This window comes from Escherichia sp. E4742, assembly GCF_005843885.1.
GTDB lineage: Bacteria > Pseudomonadota > Gammaproteobacteria > Enterobacterales > Enterobacteriaceae > Escherichia.
In genome coordinates, this window is record NZ_CP040443.1 from 3799934 (window position 1) to 3815080 (window position 15147).

A 15147-nucleotide genomic window follows, 5' to 3' on the forward strand; every position below is an offset into this window, starting at 1 on the left:
CGTTCCTTAATCGGGATATCCCTGTGGATGGCGTGACTGCCAGTGCCAGGTGTCCTGCGCCATTTCATCGAGTGTGCGCGTTACGCGCCAGTTCAGTTCGCGATCGGCTTTGCTGGCGTCCGCCCAGTAGGCCGGAAGGTCGCCCTCGCGACGCGGTGCAAAATGATAGTTAACCGGTTTGCCACAGGCTTTGCTGAAGGCATTAACCACGTCCAGCACGCTGCTACCTACGCCTGCGCCGAGGTTGTAGATGTGTACGCCTGGCTTGTTCGCCAGTTTTTCCATCGCCACGACGTGGCCGTCTGCCAGGTCCATTACGTGGATGTAATCGCGCACGCCAGTACCGTCTTCGGTCGGATAATCGTTACCAAAAATAGCCAGAGAATCGCGACGGCCTACGGCAACCTGGGCAATGTACGGCATCAGGTTATTCGGAATGCCTTGCGGATCTTCGCCCATATCGCCCGACGGGTGCGCGCCAACAGGGTTGAAGTAGCGCAGCAGGGCAATGCTCCAGTCCGGCTGGGCTTTTTGCAGGTCGGTGAGGATCTGTTCCACCATCAGCTTGCTTTTGCCGTAAGGGCTTTGCGGTGTGCCGGTCGGGAAGCTTTCAACGTATGGAATTTTGGGCTGATCGCCATAGACGGTGGCGGAGGAGCTGAAGATAAAGTTTTTGACGTTAGCGGCGCGCATGGCGCTAATCAGGCGCAGAGTGCCGTTGACGTTGTTGTCGTAATATTCCAGCGGTTTTTGTACCGATTCGCCAACGGCTTTCAGCCCGGCGAAGTGGATCACGGTGTCGATAGCGTGATCGTGCAGGATCTCGGTCATCAACGCTTCGTTACGGATATCGCCTTCAACAAACGTTGGATGTTTGCCGCCTAAACGCTCGATAACAGGCAATACGCTGCGCTTACTGTTACAGAGGTTATCAAGAATGATGACATCATGACCGTTTTGCAGTAATTGCACACAGGTATGACTTCCAATGTAACCGCTACCACCGGTAACCAGAACTCTCATAATTCGCTCCATTAGGCTTATGGTATGAAATAACCATAGCATAACAAAGATGCGAAAAGTGTGACATGGAATAAATTAGTGGAATCGTTTACACAAGAATTTAGCCGTTTTTTATGCGCGATTAAGTGATTATAAAACAGAGGGTTTGTGAATGATTGCGCTTTTTATCTGAAAAAAAGATGCGGTTTCATACCTAGATGCGTCTAGCCCTGTGCCGGATAAAGCGTTTACGCCGCATCCGGCACAGTCAGCATTACCGACTCAGTTTATTTTTGTCAGCGCATAGCGATAAAGGTCACCGTCCGGCACGAACTCCAGACGATGGGTAATACAGGCTGGCGCATCTTCAGCGTGGTGCGAAACAAACAACAATTGCGTTTCACCTTCGCTAATCAGCACATCAACAAAACGGCGGATAAGCTGGCGATTGAGCGGATCAAGCCCCTGCAATGGTTCATCAAGAATAAGCAACGTCGGATGTTTCACCAGCGCGCGGACGATCAGCGCCAGGCGTTGTTGCCCCCAAGAAAGACTATGGAAAGGAGCGTCTGCGGTGCGTTTATCAATGCCGAGAATATCCAGCCACTGCTGCACCAGTTTTTGCTGGCGATCCGAAACGGCCTGATAAATGCCAATCGAATCAAAATAGCCAGAAAGGATCACATTACGCACGGTAGTGCTGACCCGGTAATCCAGATGCAAACTACTGCTGACGTAACCGATATGCTTTTTAATATCCCAGATGGTTTCGCCGCTGCCGCGACGTCGTCCGAAAAGTGTCAAATCGTTGCTGTAACCTTGCGGATGATCGCCAGTAATCAGGCTTAATAATGTTGATTTTCCCGCGCCATTTGGCCCGATAATTTGCCAGTGTTCGCCAGGATTCACCTGCCAGCTAAGGTTATTAAGAATGGGGCGATCGTTATAAGAAACCACACCATTGTTCAGCACAATGCGCGGTTCGTTGGCGGGTAAGGCGTGACGTGCTGAAGGTTCATCCGGCTCCGGCAGTTGCACACCTTCAAGCTGTTCGCTATGCGCCAGTTGCGCGACGAGTGTTTGCTGGAGCAGTTCCTCTTTAGCGCCAGTTTCCGCTAACGTGCAATCCGCCAGCACGCCAGCAAACTGGACAAATTCCGGGATCTCATCGAAGCGATTGAGCACCAGTACCAGAGTAATACCGGACTGATGTAACGAGGCGAGTAGCTCAGCCAGCTGCTGACGTGAGGCAACATCCAGGCCATCGAACGGCTCATCAAGAATCAATAAGTCAGGCTCCGACATCAGCGCCTGACACAACAGGGTTTTTCGCGTCTCGCCAGTGGAAAGATATTTAAAACGTCGGTCGAGCAGGGCGGTAATGCCGAACTGCTGCGCCAGTTGCGCGCAACGCGGTGCATCCTTAGCTTCATCCTGAATGATCTCAGCCGTGGTGCGCCCGGTGTCATCTTCGCCAGGGCCGAGCATATCGGTGTTATTCCGCTGCCATTCGTCACTGACGAGCTTTTGCAATTGCTCGAAGGAGAGACGAGTGATGTGGGAAAACTGGCTTTGCCGTTCACCTTTCAAAAGCGGAAGTTCACCGGCCAGCGCGCGGGCCAGCGCCGACTTCCCGCTTCCATTCGAACCGACAAACGCCCAACTATCGCCCGCGTTTAACGTTAGCTGAGGCAATTGCAGCGTTTTTGTGTCGCTAAGACGAAACGTGCCTTGCAAAATTCGCAACGATGACATTTTATATCCCATTTTTTGCAGCGATTACTGACAGGGATACGTGTTTCATAACAAATTGTCAACACGCTTAGCACAGTGTGGCGATAATCACGCTGTCGGCATTAAAGTAGGCCGTGACATTCTGTCCTTGCTCAAGAGAAGCCGCTTCATTTACCGGCACCGTGGCGCACAGGGTTTGCCCGTCGGGTAGCGCCATTAATACTTCGCACTGTTCTGCGCCGCGCTCTATATGGCGAATAATGCCCGGCAATTGGTTGTCGGCACTCTGGGCTACGGTGTCATCCTGGGTAATGTTCACCCACGGCGCTTTCAGCAGAATCAACACTTCTTTACCTTCATCCAGCCCCAGACGCGCGCCACTTTGCGCGGTAATCGCGACTTTCAGACGTGTTTTACCATCGGCCAGTAAGACATCAACATGCTGTTGAACGTCATCATGATCGCGGGCGGTGATGGTGCCGAACCACTGGTTGCGGGCGCTGGTCTGCAGTGAAAAACGTGAGATAGCTGCCAGCAGGCTGTTCAGCGGCAGGGCGTCATCGTCACTTAATACATCAAAGGCTTTTTGCTGGATCTGGGCGAGCAGATCGTAAAGCTGAATCAGTCGTTGACCATAGCGAGTCAGCATCGCGCCGCCGCCGCCTTTCCCGCCTGTTGCGCGCTCAACCAACGTATGTTCGCTTAACTGATTCATTTCGTTAATGGCATCCCAGGCGCTTTTATAGCTGATACCGGCATCTTTCGCTCCCTGGCTAATGGAACCGGAAAGCGCAATGTGTTTTAGTAGCGAAATGCGGCGTGGGTCGGCAAAGAGCTTTTGTTGAAGCTTAAGGGTGAGAAGGATTTCGGCCTGCATAACAATGTCCTGGCAAAAGTCTTATTGTGACGGAAAACGAACGCCACGCAAAGCTGACCGCACAAAAGGGGAGTGCTTTTCTGTGCTTAACGGTTAGAATAGTCACAGGACTACATCTGGAGTTGACCATGTTAGAGTTATTAAAAAGTCTGGTATTCGCCGTAATCATGGTACCTGTCGTGATGGCCATCATCCTGGGTCTGATTTACGGTCTTGGTGAAGTATTCAACATCTTTTCTGGTGTTGGTAAAAAAGACCAGCCCGGACAAAATCATTGATTCCCTGAATGCCCGCTTAGTCGGGCATTTTCTTTTTTCTCAACTTCCTGCTTTTCCTGCCGATATTTTTTCTAACTACCTCTCAAAGGTTAACAATAACTGCTGGGAAAATTCTGAATCAGTCGTTATATTGTTGCCTACATAACGTCACATGAAGGGGTTACCAATGGCTCGTAAATGGTTGAACTTGTTTGCCGGAGCGGCGCTCTCTTTAACTCTTGCAGGCAATGCGCTGGCAGACGAAGGGAAGATTACAGTTTTTGCGGCAGCATCACTGACCAACGCAATGCAGGACATCGCTACGCAGTATAAGAAAGAGAAAGGCGTGGACGTCGTTTCTTCTTTCGCCTCGTCTTCTACCCTGGCTCGTCAGATTGAAGCGGGTGCGCCTGCGGATCTGTTTATTTCTGCCGATCAGAAATGGATGGATTATGCGGTTGATAAAAAAGCGATCGACACCGCCACGCGTCAGACATTGCTCGGCAATAGCCTGGTCGTTGTAGCACCGAAAACCAGTGCACAGCAAGATTTCACCATCGACAGTAAAACCAACTGGACTTCACTGCTGAATGGCGGTCGCCTGGCCGTTGGTGATCCGGAACATGTTCCCGCTGGCATTTATGCGAAAGAAGCACTGCAAAAACTGGGCGCATGGGATACGCTTTCTCCGAAACTGGCTCCGGCGGAAGATGTTCGTGGGGCGCTGGCGCTGGTCGAACGCAATGAAGCGCCGCTGGGCATTGTTTACGGTTCTGACGCGGTTGCCAGCAAAGGGGTAAAAGTGGTCGCCACCTTCCCGGAAGATTCGCATAAAAAAGTGGAATATCCGATTGCCGTCGTGGAAGGGCATAACAACGCGACAGTGAAAGCATTTTACGATTATCTGAAGGGACCGCAGGCTGCGGAAATCTTTAAACGTTACGGATTTACAACTAAGTAATGATACTGACCGATCCAGAATGGCAGGCGGTTTTATTAAGCCTGAAAGTTTCTTCCCTGGCTGTGCTGTTTAGCCTGCCGTTTGGGATCTTTTTTGCCTGGTTACTGGTGCGTTGCACTTTTCCGGGCAAAGCTCTGCTCGACAGCGTACTGCATCTACCGCTGGTGTTACCGCCCGTGGTTGTCGGCTACTTGCTGTTAGTTTCGATGGGACGGCGCGGATTTATCGGTGAACGTCTGTATGACTGGTTTGGCATTACCTTCGCCTTTAGCTGGCGCGGTGCGGTTCTCGCTGCCGCCGTCATGTCGTTTCCGCTGATGGTGCGAGCAATCCGTCTGGCGCTGGAAGGCGTTGATGTCAAACTGGAACAGGCCGCAAGAACACTCGGGGCTGGGCGCTGGCGCGTTTTCTTTACTATCACGTTACCGCTGACGTTGCCGGGAATTATCGTCGGTACAGTACTGGCTTTCGCCCGTTCGCTCGGTGAATTTGGCGCAACCATCACCTTTGTTTCTAACATTCCAGGTGAAACGCGGACCATTCCTTCTGCCATGTATACCCTGATCCAGACCCCTGGCGGCGAAAGTGGCGCGGCGAGACTGTGCATTATCTCTATTGCGCTGGCGATGATCTCCCTGTTGATTTCAGAATGGCTGGCCAGAATCAGCCGTGAACGGGCGGGGCGCTAATCATGCTGGAACTGAATTTTTCCCAGACGTTGGGCAACCATTGCCTGACCATTAATGAAACGCTACCCGCCAATGGCATCACTGCTATCTTTGGGGTCTCCGGTGCCGGAAAAACTTCGCTGATTAACGCCATTAGTGGACTGACGCGCCCGCAAAAAGGGCGGATTGTCCTCAATGGTCGGGTACTAAATGATGCCGAAAAAGGGATCTGTCTGACGCCAGAAAAGCGTCGCGTTGGCTATGTGTTTCAGGATGCACGGCTGTTCCCGCATTACAAAGTGCGTGGCAATCTGCGCTACGGCATGTCGAAAAGTATGGTCGATCAGTTCGATAAGCTGGTGGCGCTTTTAGGCATTGAACCGTTGCTTGACCGTTTACCTGGCAGCCTGTCCGGTGGCGAAAAACAACGTGTGGCGATTGGTCGGGCATTGCTGACAGCACCGGAATTGCTGTTACTGGATGAACCACTGGCGTCGCTGGATCTTCCGCGCAAACGCGAGCTATTGCCTTATCTGCAACGGCTGACGCGGGAAATCAACATTCCGATGCTGTATGTCAGTCATTCGCTGGATGAAATCCTCCATCTGGCGGACAAAGTGATGGTATTGGAAAACGGCCAGGTGAAAGCTTTCGGGGCGCTGGAAGAAGTGTGGGGCAGTAGCGTGATGAATCCGTGGCTGCCGAAAGAACAACAAAGCAGCATTCTGAAAGTAACAGTACTGGAACATCATCCGCGTTACGCAATGACCGCGCTGGCGCTGGGCGATCAGCATTTATGGGTTAATAAGCTGGATGAACCGCTGCAAGCCGCGCTACGCATCCGCATCCAGGCTTCCGATGTCTCGCTGGTTTTACAACCTCCGCAGCAAACCAGCATTCGTAACGTGTTGCGCGCAAAAGTTGTTAATAGCTATGACGACAACGGCCAGGTGGAAGTCGAACTGGAAGTTGGTGGTAAAACGCTGTGGGCGCGTATCAGCCCGTGGGCCAGAGATGAACTGGCGATCAAACCTGGCCTGTGGCTATACGCGCAAATTAAAAGTGTGTCGATAACCGCCTGATTAAATCAGGTGGCTATAAATGAACTGGGCAATGCTGTCGGTGGTGTTATCTCCAATCACAATATTGGCGCGTGCTTTTACCGCGTCATCGGCATTGCCCATCGCTACACCCGTTCCAGCAGCCTCCAGCATACTGATATCATTGAAGTTATCGCCGAATGCGACTACGTTTTCCATCGACCAGCCTTGCGCCTCAACCCATTTCGTCAGGCGTTTGCCTTTACTGTTGCCGCCGCGCGCAATATCAACCTGATCGTGCCAGGACCATTCACACTCCAGACCCAACTCATGTTCAACATGCTTACCAAAATGCTGTAACTGTGGCAGGTCATCGTGCGTCAGAGCGAACTTCCACACGGCGTTAACTTGTTGCGCCGTTTCAGCCAGAGACGCGACTTGTGTGAAAGTCGGGCGTTGTTCCGGCGGCAAAGTCTGCGCCCAGTTAGACGTGCGAATGACATGTCCGGTCGGATGCTCATAGACCATTGCGTCATCCACATACATCAGACCGTGAATGTGGTGTTCATTCAGCATCTCAATGAGTTGCAGGGCTTTCTTAACGGGCATAGGATCAGCTTCCAGCACGGTTTTTGCATGATAATCATACAAATAGGTGCCATTACAGCAAATAGCAGGTGTATCCAGCGCCAGCGCCTGATAAAAAGGATGAATAGCGACGTGATGGCGACCCGTGACGATAATCAATTGATAGCCAGCCTCGCGAGCGCGAGCCAGTGCTTCTATCGATGAGGGAAGCAGGGTCTTTTTCGGGGTCAATAAGGTGCCGTCTAAGTCGAGAGCAATCACGCGTGTGGTCATGGCGTTTTCCAGATTAAGGTTAAGAATTTTCGTCTAAGCGAATGGTACACCGATACCACTATCGGACAAAATTCTGCGCTTTAATTCAGCATTCACCGCCAAAAGCGACTAATTTTAGCTGTTACAGTCAGTTGCTAAATGCAAAGGAGCATTCATGAAGCAAACAGTTTATATCGCCAGCCCTGAGAGCCAGCAAATTCACGTCTGGAACCTGAATCATGAAGGCGCACTGACGCTGACACAGGTTGTCGATGTGCCGGGGCAGGTGCAGCCGATGGTGGTCAGCCCGGACAAACGTTATCTCTACGTTGGCGTTCGCCCTGAGTTTCGCGTCCTGGCGTATCGCATTGCACCAGATGATGGCGCACTGACATTTGCCGCAGAGTCGGCGCTGCCGGGTAGCCCGACGCATATTTCCACCGATCACCATGGGCAGTTTGTCTTTGTCGGCTCTTATAATGCGGGTAACGTGAGCGTAACGCGACTGGAAGATGGCCTGCCTGTGGGCGTTGTCGATGTGGTTGAGGGGCTGGACGGCTGTCATTCCGCCAATATTTCACCAGATAACCGCACCCTGTGGGTTCCGGCATTAAAGCAGGATCGTATTTGCCTGTTTACGGTCAGCGATGACGGTCATCTGGTGGCGCAGGACCTGGCAGAAGTGACTACCGTTGAAGGGGCCGGTCCGCGTCATATGGTGTTCCATCCAAACGAACAATATGCATATTGCGTCAATGAGTTAAACAGCTCAGTGGATGTCTGGGAACTGAAAGATCCGCACGGCAATATCGAATGTGTCCAGACGCTGGATATGATGCCGGAAAACTTCTCCGACACCCGTTGGGCGGCTGATATTCATATCACCCCGGATGGTCGTCATTTATACGCCTGTGACCGTACCGCCAGTCTGATTACCGTTTTCAGCGTTTCGGAAGATGGCAGCGTGTTGAGCAAAGAAGGTTTCCAGCCAACGGAAACCCAGCCGCGCGGCTTTAACGTTGATCACAGTGGCAAGTATCTGATTGCCGCCGGGCAAAAATCTCACCACATCTCAGTTTACGAAATTGTCGGCGAGCAGGGGCTACTGCATGAAAAAGGTCGCTATGCGGTCGGGCAGGGGCCGATGTGGGTGGTGGTGAACGCACACTAACCGTTGAGTTACCCGGCGCAGTATTTCCTGCGCCGGGGTATTACCCCATCTCCTGTAACGCATGTCTCTGGCGTTCGACGATATTGGTCCACAAATTGTCTTTATCGTCAGTCCATAAATTAATCAGCAAGGCAAAAAAGCGTTCTGCTGCTGGAGAAAGTACGGCATCTTTACGGCGAATTATTCCCAATGTCCGACGTATAACGGGTTCCACCAATGGGATACCAATAATCGAAGAATAGGGCGCATGAGGCATTGCCAGGCCAGGAAGCGCCGAAATCCCCAGTCCCGCTTCCACCAATCCTAATGACGTCGAAAGATGACGCACTTCATAAAACCAGTCCAGTTTCCAGGGCTTATCGGACAATTTTTGCTCAATTAGCAGTCGGTTGCCGCTGGAGGAACGCACGCCAATCATTTTGTAACCTACTAACTCCTGCCATTCCACCAGCTGCTTTTTGGCCAATGGATGGTCACGCCGACAGGCCAGCACGAACGGCTCATTGACCAGTGGGGTAAAGTCAATGGATGAATTTGTGACATTGTTCATGTTTATGCCAAAGTCAGATTCATTGCACAGCACCGATTCCATGCAATTATTCGTGCCTTGTTCCAGAATCCGCACTTTAATATTGGGATACAGCTCATTAAATTTACCAATTGCCAGTGGTAAAAAATAAAATACCGCGGTCGGAATACACGCTAATGTCACCATACCACGATGATAAATATTCATATCGCGAATATTAAAAAGCGTTTCATCGAATTTTTTTATTAATTCCCGCGCCTCAGGAAGCAACATTCTCCCCGCTTTTGTTAAAGTAACCTTGCGAGTTGTACGCTCAAAGAGTTGAATATGTAAATCCTCTTCCATCTTTTTTATTCTGCGCGTTAATGCAGGTTGCGTAATATTAAGTAATTTAGCAGCATTGTTAAATGAACTGGACTCTGCCAGCGTGACAAATGCTTTCATACTTGATAACTCATGCTTCATTATTACTCCGGAAAATGGAAGCGGTGCTTTTTAGTGATTTGCAGTTAAACCAGTTTAACTGCCTTTTAATCACTTAAATTAATGAAAAAATGTTATTAATCGTGAAGCTAAAGTCATTAGAGATGCTTTGCCCTTAATGTAACCATATCGCAATAAGTTATGTTTTTAAATTGAGGGCATTATTATGAAAAAAATACCCTGCGTGATGATGCGAGGTGGAACCTCGAGGGGCGCGTTCCTGTTAGCGGAACATTTACCCGAAGATCAAACGCAGCGCGATAAAATATTGATGGCAATTATGGGTTCCGGTAACGATCTGGAAATAGACGGTATCGGCGGCGGTAATCCGCTGACCAGTAAAGTCGCCATTATTAGCCATTCCGACGATCCGCGTGCTGATGTCGATTATCTGTTTGCTCAGGTTATTGTCCATGAGCAGCGTGTCGATACAACACCAAACTGCGGCAATATGTTGTCTGGGGTTGGGGCATTCGCCATTGAAAATGGTTTGATTGCAGCGACTTCGCCAGTTACCCGCGTGCGTATCCGCAACGTCAATACTGGTACGTTCATCGAAGCTGATGTGCAAACGCCAAATGGTGTTGTCGAGTACGAGGGTAGCGCCAGAATTGACGGCGTGCCAGGGACAGCTGCACCGGTTGCTCTCACTTTCCTGAATGCCGCAGGAACGAAAACCGGAAAAGTCTTCCCGACGGATAAACAGATTGATTATTTTGACGATGTCCCGGTGACTTGTATCGATATGGCGATGCCAGTCGTTATTATTCCGGCTGAATATCTGGGCAAAACAGGCTATGAATTACCGGCGGAACTGGATGCCGACAAAGCATTATTAGCCCGCATTGAATCTATCCGTCTGCAAGCGGGTAAAGCAATGGGCTTAGGCGATGTCAGTAATATGGTTATCCCTAAACCTGTGCTTATTTCTCCAGCGCAGAAAGGCGGGGCAATTAATGTGCGTTATTTTATGCCTCATTCTTGCCATCGCGCACTGGCGATAACTGGCGCTATTGCCATTTCCAGTAGTTGTGCATTGGAAGGCACCGTCACCCGACAAATCGTCCCTTCTGTGGGGTATGGCAATATCAATATTGAACACCCCAGTGGTGCGCTTGACGTTCATTTAAGTAATGACGGTCAGGATGCCACAACGTTACGTGCATCTGTTATTCGGACGACCAGAAAAATATTTTCCGGTGAAGTTTATCTTCCCTGAAAAATTTCGTTGTCGTGATAAGGACAATCAATAAAGGACTTCTGTATGAGTCATACAGAAAGAACAGGATTTTAAATGAATAAGAAATCGTTATGGAAGCTAATTCTGATATTAGCGATCCCATGTATTATTGGCTTTATGCCAGCCCCGGCAGGATTGAGCGAACTGGCATGGGTACTTTTTGGTATTTACCTGGCGGCGATTGTGGGGCTGGTTATCAAGCCTTTCCCGGAACCTGCCGTACTGTTAATTGCCGTTGCTGCCTCGATGGTGGTGGTCGGTAACTTATCCGACGGTGCGTTTAAAACCACCGCCGTATTAAGCGGTTACTCTTCAGGTACCACCTGGCTGGTGTTCTCGGCGTTTACCTTAAGCGCCGCGTTTGTGACCACCGGCTTAGGCAAACGTATTGCCTATTTGCTGATTGGTAAAATTGGTAGCACTACCCTGGGTCTGGGTTACGTTACGGTATTCCTCGATCTGGTACTGGCTCCGGCAACACCGTCTAACACCGCGCGTGCGGGCGGTATTGTATTACCGATCATCAACAGCGTGGCAGTGGCTTTGGGGTCAGAACCTGAAAAAAGCCCGCGTCGTGTCGGACATTACTTGATGATGTCCATTTACATGGTCACCAAAACCACCAGCTATATGTTCTTTACCGCAATGGCGGGGAACATTCTGGCGCTGAAAATGATCAACGACATTCTGCACCTGCAAATTAGCTGGGGGGGATGGGCGCTGGCCGCCGGATTGCCGGGCATCATTATGCTGCTGGTCACTCCGCTGGTGATTTACACCATGTATCCGCCAGAAATTAAAAAGGTGGATAACAAAACTATCTCCAAAGCGGGTCTTGCCGAACTTGGGCCGATGAAAATCCGTGAAAAAATGCTGCTCGGTGTCTTTGTGCTGGCGCTGCTGGGCTGGATTTTCAGTAAAACGCTCGGGGTTGATGAATCCACCGTGGCAATCGTTGTTATGGCGACCATGCTGCTGCTGGGTATCGTTACCTGGGAAGACGTGGTTAAAAATAAAGGCGGCTGGAATACCTTAATCTGGTACGGCGGTATTATCGGCTTAAGCTCCTTATTATCGAAAGTTAAATTCTTCGAATGGTTAGCTGAAGTCTTTAAAAATAACCTGGCATTTGACGGTCACGGTAACGTTGCTTTCTTCGTTATTATTTTCCTCAGCATCATCGTGCGTTATTTCTTCGCTTCTGGTAGCGCCTATATCGTTGCTATGTTGCCGGTATTTGCCATGCTGGCGAACGTCTCCGGCGCACCGTTAATGTTAACCGCGTTGGCACTGTTGTTCTCCAACTCCTATGGCGGCATGGTTACTCACTATGGCGGCGCGGCAGGTCCGGTCATCTTTGGTGTGGGTTACAACGATATTAAATCCTGGTGGTTGGTCGGTGCGGTACTGACGATATTAACCTTCCTGGTGCATATCACCCTCGGCGTATGGTGGTGGAATATGCTGATCGGCTGGAACATGCTGTAAATATACTCGTCATACTTCAAGTTGCATGTGCTGCGTCTGCGTTCGCTCACCCCAGTCACTTACTTATGTAAGCTCCTGGGGATTCACTCGCTTGTCGCCTTCCTGCAACTCGAATTATTTAGAGTATATCCATTTATTATCTTTCTGCGCACTTTACGGTGCGCAGATATCTGGAGCATTTGATGATCAAGTTATCTGAAAAAGGCGTGTTTCTCGCCAGTAATAACGAAATAATTGCCGAAGAATATTTCGGCGGCGAAATTAAAAAAGAAGAAGCAAAAAAAGGCACTATTGCCTGGTCAATACTCTCTTCTCATAATACGTCCGGAAATATGGATAAACTTAAAATTAAGTTTGATTCATTAGCCTCTCACGATATTACCTTTGTTGGTATTGTACAGACCGCTAAAGCGTCCGGCATGGAACGTTTCCCGCTGCCGTATGTACTGACCAACTGCCATAACTCACTGTGCGCTGTGGGCGGTACCATTAACGGTGATGACCATATTTTTGGTTTATCGGCGGCCCAGCGTTATGGCGGTATTTTTGTTCCTCCGCATATTGCGGTTATCCACCAATATATGCGTGAAATGATGGCGGGCGGCGGCAAAATGATCCTCGGGTCAGACAGCCACACCCGTTACGGTGCATTAGGGACAATGGCAGTCGGTGAGGGCGGCGGCGAGCTGGTAAAACAACTGCTTAATGACACCTGGGATATCGACTATCCGGGCGTGGTTGCGGTGCATCTGACCGGAAAACCTGCTCCGTATGTGGGTCCGCAGGATGTGGCGCTGGCGATTATCGGCGCCGTGTTTAAAAACGGCTACGTCAAAAACAAAGTGATGGAGTTTGTTGGTCCGGGGGTTGCTGCGCTCTCTACGGATTTCCGTAACAGCGTTGACGTAATGACTACCGAAACTACCTGTTTAAGTTCTGTCTGGCAAACTGATGAAGAAGTGCATAATTGGCTGGCGCTGCACGGTCGCGGCCAGGATTACTGCCAGCTTAATCCTCAGCCAATGGCGTACTACGATGGCTGCATCAGCGTTGATTTAAGTGCCATCAAACCGATGATTGCGCTGCCGTTCCACCCGAGCAACGTTTATGAAATCGACACGCTGAACCAGAATCTGACTGACATTCTGCGTGAGATTGAAATTGAGTCCGAGCGCGTGGCGCACGGTAAAGCCAAACTCTCGCTGCTGGATAAAGTGGAAAATGGTCGCCTGAAAGTGCAGCAGGGGATTATCGCGGGCTGTTCTGGCGGTAACTATGAAAACGTTATCGCCGCAGCAAATGCGCTGCGTGGTCAATCCTGTGGCAACGACACCTTCTCGCTGGCGGTTTACCCGTCATCACAGCCGGTGTTTATGGATCTCGCCAAAAAAGGTGTGGTAGCAGATTTGATTGGCGCAGGCGCAATCATCAGAACCGCGTTCTGCGGCCCATGCTTTGGCGCGGGCGATACGCCAATCAACAACGGTTTGAGTATTCGCCACACCACGCGTAACTTCCCGAACCGCGAAGGCTCTAAGCCAGCCAATGGGCAGATGTCAGCGGTGGCGTTGATGGACGCTCGTTCTATCGCTGCGACTGCGGCAAACGGTGGCTATTTAACCTCTGCCAGCGAACTCGATTGCTGGGACAACGTGCCGGAGTACGCCTTCGATGTAACGCCGTATAAAAACCGTGTTTATCAGGGCTTTGTGAAAGGGGCGACTCAGCAACCGCTGATCTACGGACCGAACATCAAAGACTGGCCGGAATTGGGCGCGCTGACTGACAATATCGTCCTCAAAGTGTGCTCGAAGATCCTCGACGAAGTGACCACCACTGACGAATTGATTCCTTCCGGTGAAACCTCTTCGTATCGTTCAAATCCGATTGGTCTGGCGGAGTTTACCCTGTCACGCCGTGATCCGGGTTATGTTGGCAGAAGTAAAGCCACTGCCGAGCTGGAAAATCAGCGTCTGGCGGGGAGTGTCAGCGAACTGGCAGAGGTGTTTGCGCGCATTAAGCAGATTGCTGGTCAGGAAAATATTGATCCGCTGCAAACTGAAATTGGCAGCATGGTCTATGCGGTCAAACCAGGCGATGGTTCTGCGCGTGAGCAGGCGGCGAGCTGCCAGCGTGTGATTGGCGGTCTGGCGAATATTGCCGAGGAGTACGCGACCAAACGCTACCGTTCTAACGTCATCAACTGGGGAATGTTACCGCTGCAAATGGCAGAAGTGCCGAACTTTGAAGTGGGGGATTACATTTACATTCCTGGCATTAAAGCGGCACTGGATAATCCGGGTACGACCTTCAAAGGTTATGTGATCCATGAAGATGCGCCGGTAACGGAAATCACGCTTTACATGGAAAGCCTGACGGCCGAAGAGCGCGAGATTATCAAGGCGGGTAGTTTGATTAACTTCAATAAAAACCGTCAGATGTAAAAAGCGCCATGTGAATGTAGGTCGCATCCGGCACTTATTGTCGGATGCGATGCTTGCGCATCTTATCCGACCTACAAATCGCATCGAACTGTAGGCCGGATAAGGCGTTTACGCCGCATCCGGTACTTATTGTCGGATGCGATGCTGGCGCATCTTATCCGACCTACAAATCGCATCGAACTGTAGGCCGGATAAGGCGTTTACGCCGCATCCGGTACTTATTGTCGGATGCGATGCTGGCGCATCTTATCCGACCTACAAATCGCATCGAACTGTAGGCCGGATAAGGCGTTTACGCCGCATCCGGTACTTATTGTCGGATGCGATGCTGGCGCATTTTATCCGACCTACAAATCGCATCGAACTGTAGGCCGGATAAGGCGTTTACGCCGCATCCGGCACTTATTGTCGGA

General features: G+C 50.5%; 13 protein-coding genes. 8 read left to right on the forward strand and 5 right to left on the reverse strand.

All coding sequences use genetic code 11. From position 1 onward, the window contains the following. Positions 1-6 precede the first annotated feature (6 nt). The 3 genes from galE to modE form a co-directional block, all read right to left on the reverse strand. Entirely contained in the window at positions 7-1023 is a 1017-nt protein-coding gene (galE, locus tag FEM44_RS18300) for a UDP-glucose 4-epimerase GalE (protein WP_001265443.1), read from the reverse strand. A gap of 261 nt (positions 1024-1284) precedes the next feature. After that, entirely contained in the window at positions 1285-2757 is a 1473-nt protein-coding gene (gene modF, locus FEM44_RS18305; protein WP_135522988.1) for a molybdate ABC transporter ATP-binding protein ModF, read from the reverse strand. Between the two features lie 67 nt (positions 2758-2824). Beyond that, positions 2825-3613 (reverse strand): molybdenum-dependent transcriptional regulator, encoded by a 789-nt coding sequence (gene modE / locus FEM44_RS18310; protein ID WP_130258665.1) that lies wholly within the window; start codon positions 3611-3613, stop codon positions 2825-2827. A 128-nt stretch (positions 3614-3741) separates the two neighbouring features. Here modE and acrZ point away from each other — a divergent pair, with 128 nt between their 5' ends. The 4 genes from acrZ to modC all read left to right on the forward strand — a co-directional run bounded on the left by acrZ (position 3742) and on the right by modC (position 6581). Further along, positions 3742-3891, forward strand: coding sequence for a multidrug efflux pump accessory protein AcrZ (gene acrZ, locus FEM44_RS18315; RefSeq protein WP_000891515.1), 150 nt, complete (start codon positions 3742-3744; stop codon positions 3889-3891). A gap of 166 nt (positions 3892-4057) precedes the next feature. Beyond that, positions 4058-4831 carry a molybdate ABC transporter substrate-binding protein gene (modA, locus tag FEM44_RS18320; RefSeq protein ID WP_135522987.1) on the forward strand — a complete coding sequence of 258 codons (774 nt, stop codon included), beginning with the start codon at positions 4058-4060 and terminating at the stop codon, positions 4829-4831. Beyond that, on the forward strand, positions 4831-5520 hold the full coding sequence (gene modB, locus FEM44_RS18325; protein ID WP_000604034.1) for a molybdate ABC transporter permease subunit: 690 nt from the start codon (positions 4831-4833) through the stop codon (positions 5518-5520). The genes modA and modB overlap by 1 nt, the downstream gene beginning before the upstream one ends. 2 nt (positions 5521-5522) lie before the next feature. Beyond that, entirely contained in the window at positions 5523-6581 is a 1059-nt protein-coding gene (gene modC, locus FEM44_RS18330) for a molybdenum ABC transporter ATP-binding protein ModC (RefSeq protein WP_130209932.1), read from the forward strand. Here the strand turns inward: modC and ybhA are convergent, their stop codons facing one another. Further along, complete coding sequence (gene ybhA, locus FEM44_RS18335; protein WP_135522986.1) at positions 6582-7400, reverse strand: bifunctional pyridoxal phosphate/fructose-1,6-bisphosphate phosphatase; 819 nt, start codon at positions 7398-7400, stop codon at positions 6582-6584. 154 nt (positions 7401-7554) lie between these two features. Between ybhA and pgl the strand changes: the two genes are divergently transcribed. Beyond that, positions 7555-8550 carry a 6-phosphogluconolactonase gene (gene pgl, locus FEM44_RS18340; RefSeq protein ID WP_135522985.1) on the forward strand — a complete coding sequence of 332 codons (996 nt, stop codon included), beginning with the start codon at positions 7555-7557 and terminating at the stop codon, positions 8548-8550. Between the two features lie 40 nt (positions 8551-8590). Here the strand turns inward: pgl and FEM44_RS18345 are convergent, their stop codons facing one another. Further along, the gene (locus tag FEM44_RS18345; protein WP_138159128.1) at positions 8591-9544 is read right to left on the reverse strand and encodes a LysR family transcriptional regulator; all 954 of its coding nucleotides are present in this window, start codon (positions 9542-9544) and stop codon (positions 8591-8593) included. 184 nt (positions 9545-9728) lie between these two features. Here FEM44_RS18345 and FEM44_RS18350 point away from each other — a divergent pair, with 184 nt between their 5' ends. From FEM44_RS18350 to FEM44_RS18360, 3 genes are all read left to right on the forward strand, one after another. After that, positions 9729-10781 (forward strand): 4-oxalomesaconate tautomerase, encoded by a 1053-nt coding sequence (locus FEM44_RS18350; protein ID WP_135522984.1) that lies wholly within the window; start codon positions 9729-9731, stop codon positions 10779-10781. Positions 10782-10856: 75 nt separating this feature from the next. Next, the gene (locus tag FEM44_RS18355; RefSeq protein WP_138159130.1) at positions 10857-12290 is read left to right on the forward strand and encodes an anion permease; all 1434 of its coding nucleotides are present in this window, start codon (positions 10857-10859) and stop codon (positions 12288-12290) included. Between the two features lie 182 nt (positions 12291-12472). After that, positions 12473-14734 (forward strand): hydratase, encoded by a 2262-nt coding sequence (locus FEM44_RS18360; protein ID WP_135522983.1) that lies wholly within the window; start codon positions 12473-12475, stop codon positions 14732-14734. Positions 14735-15147: the final 413 nt, after the last annotated feature.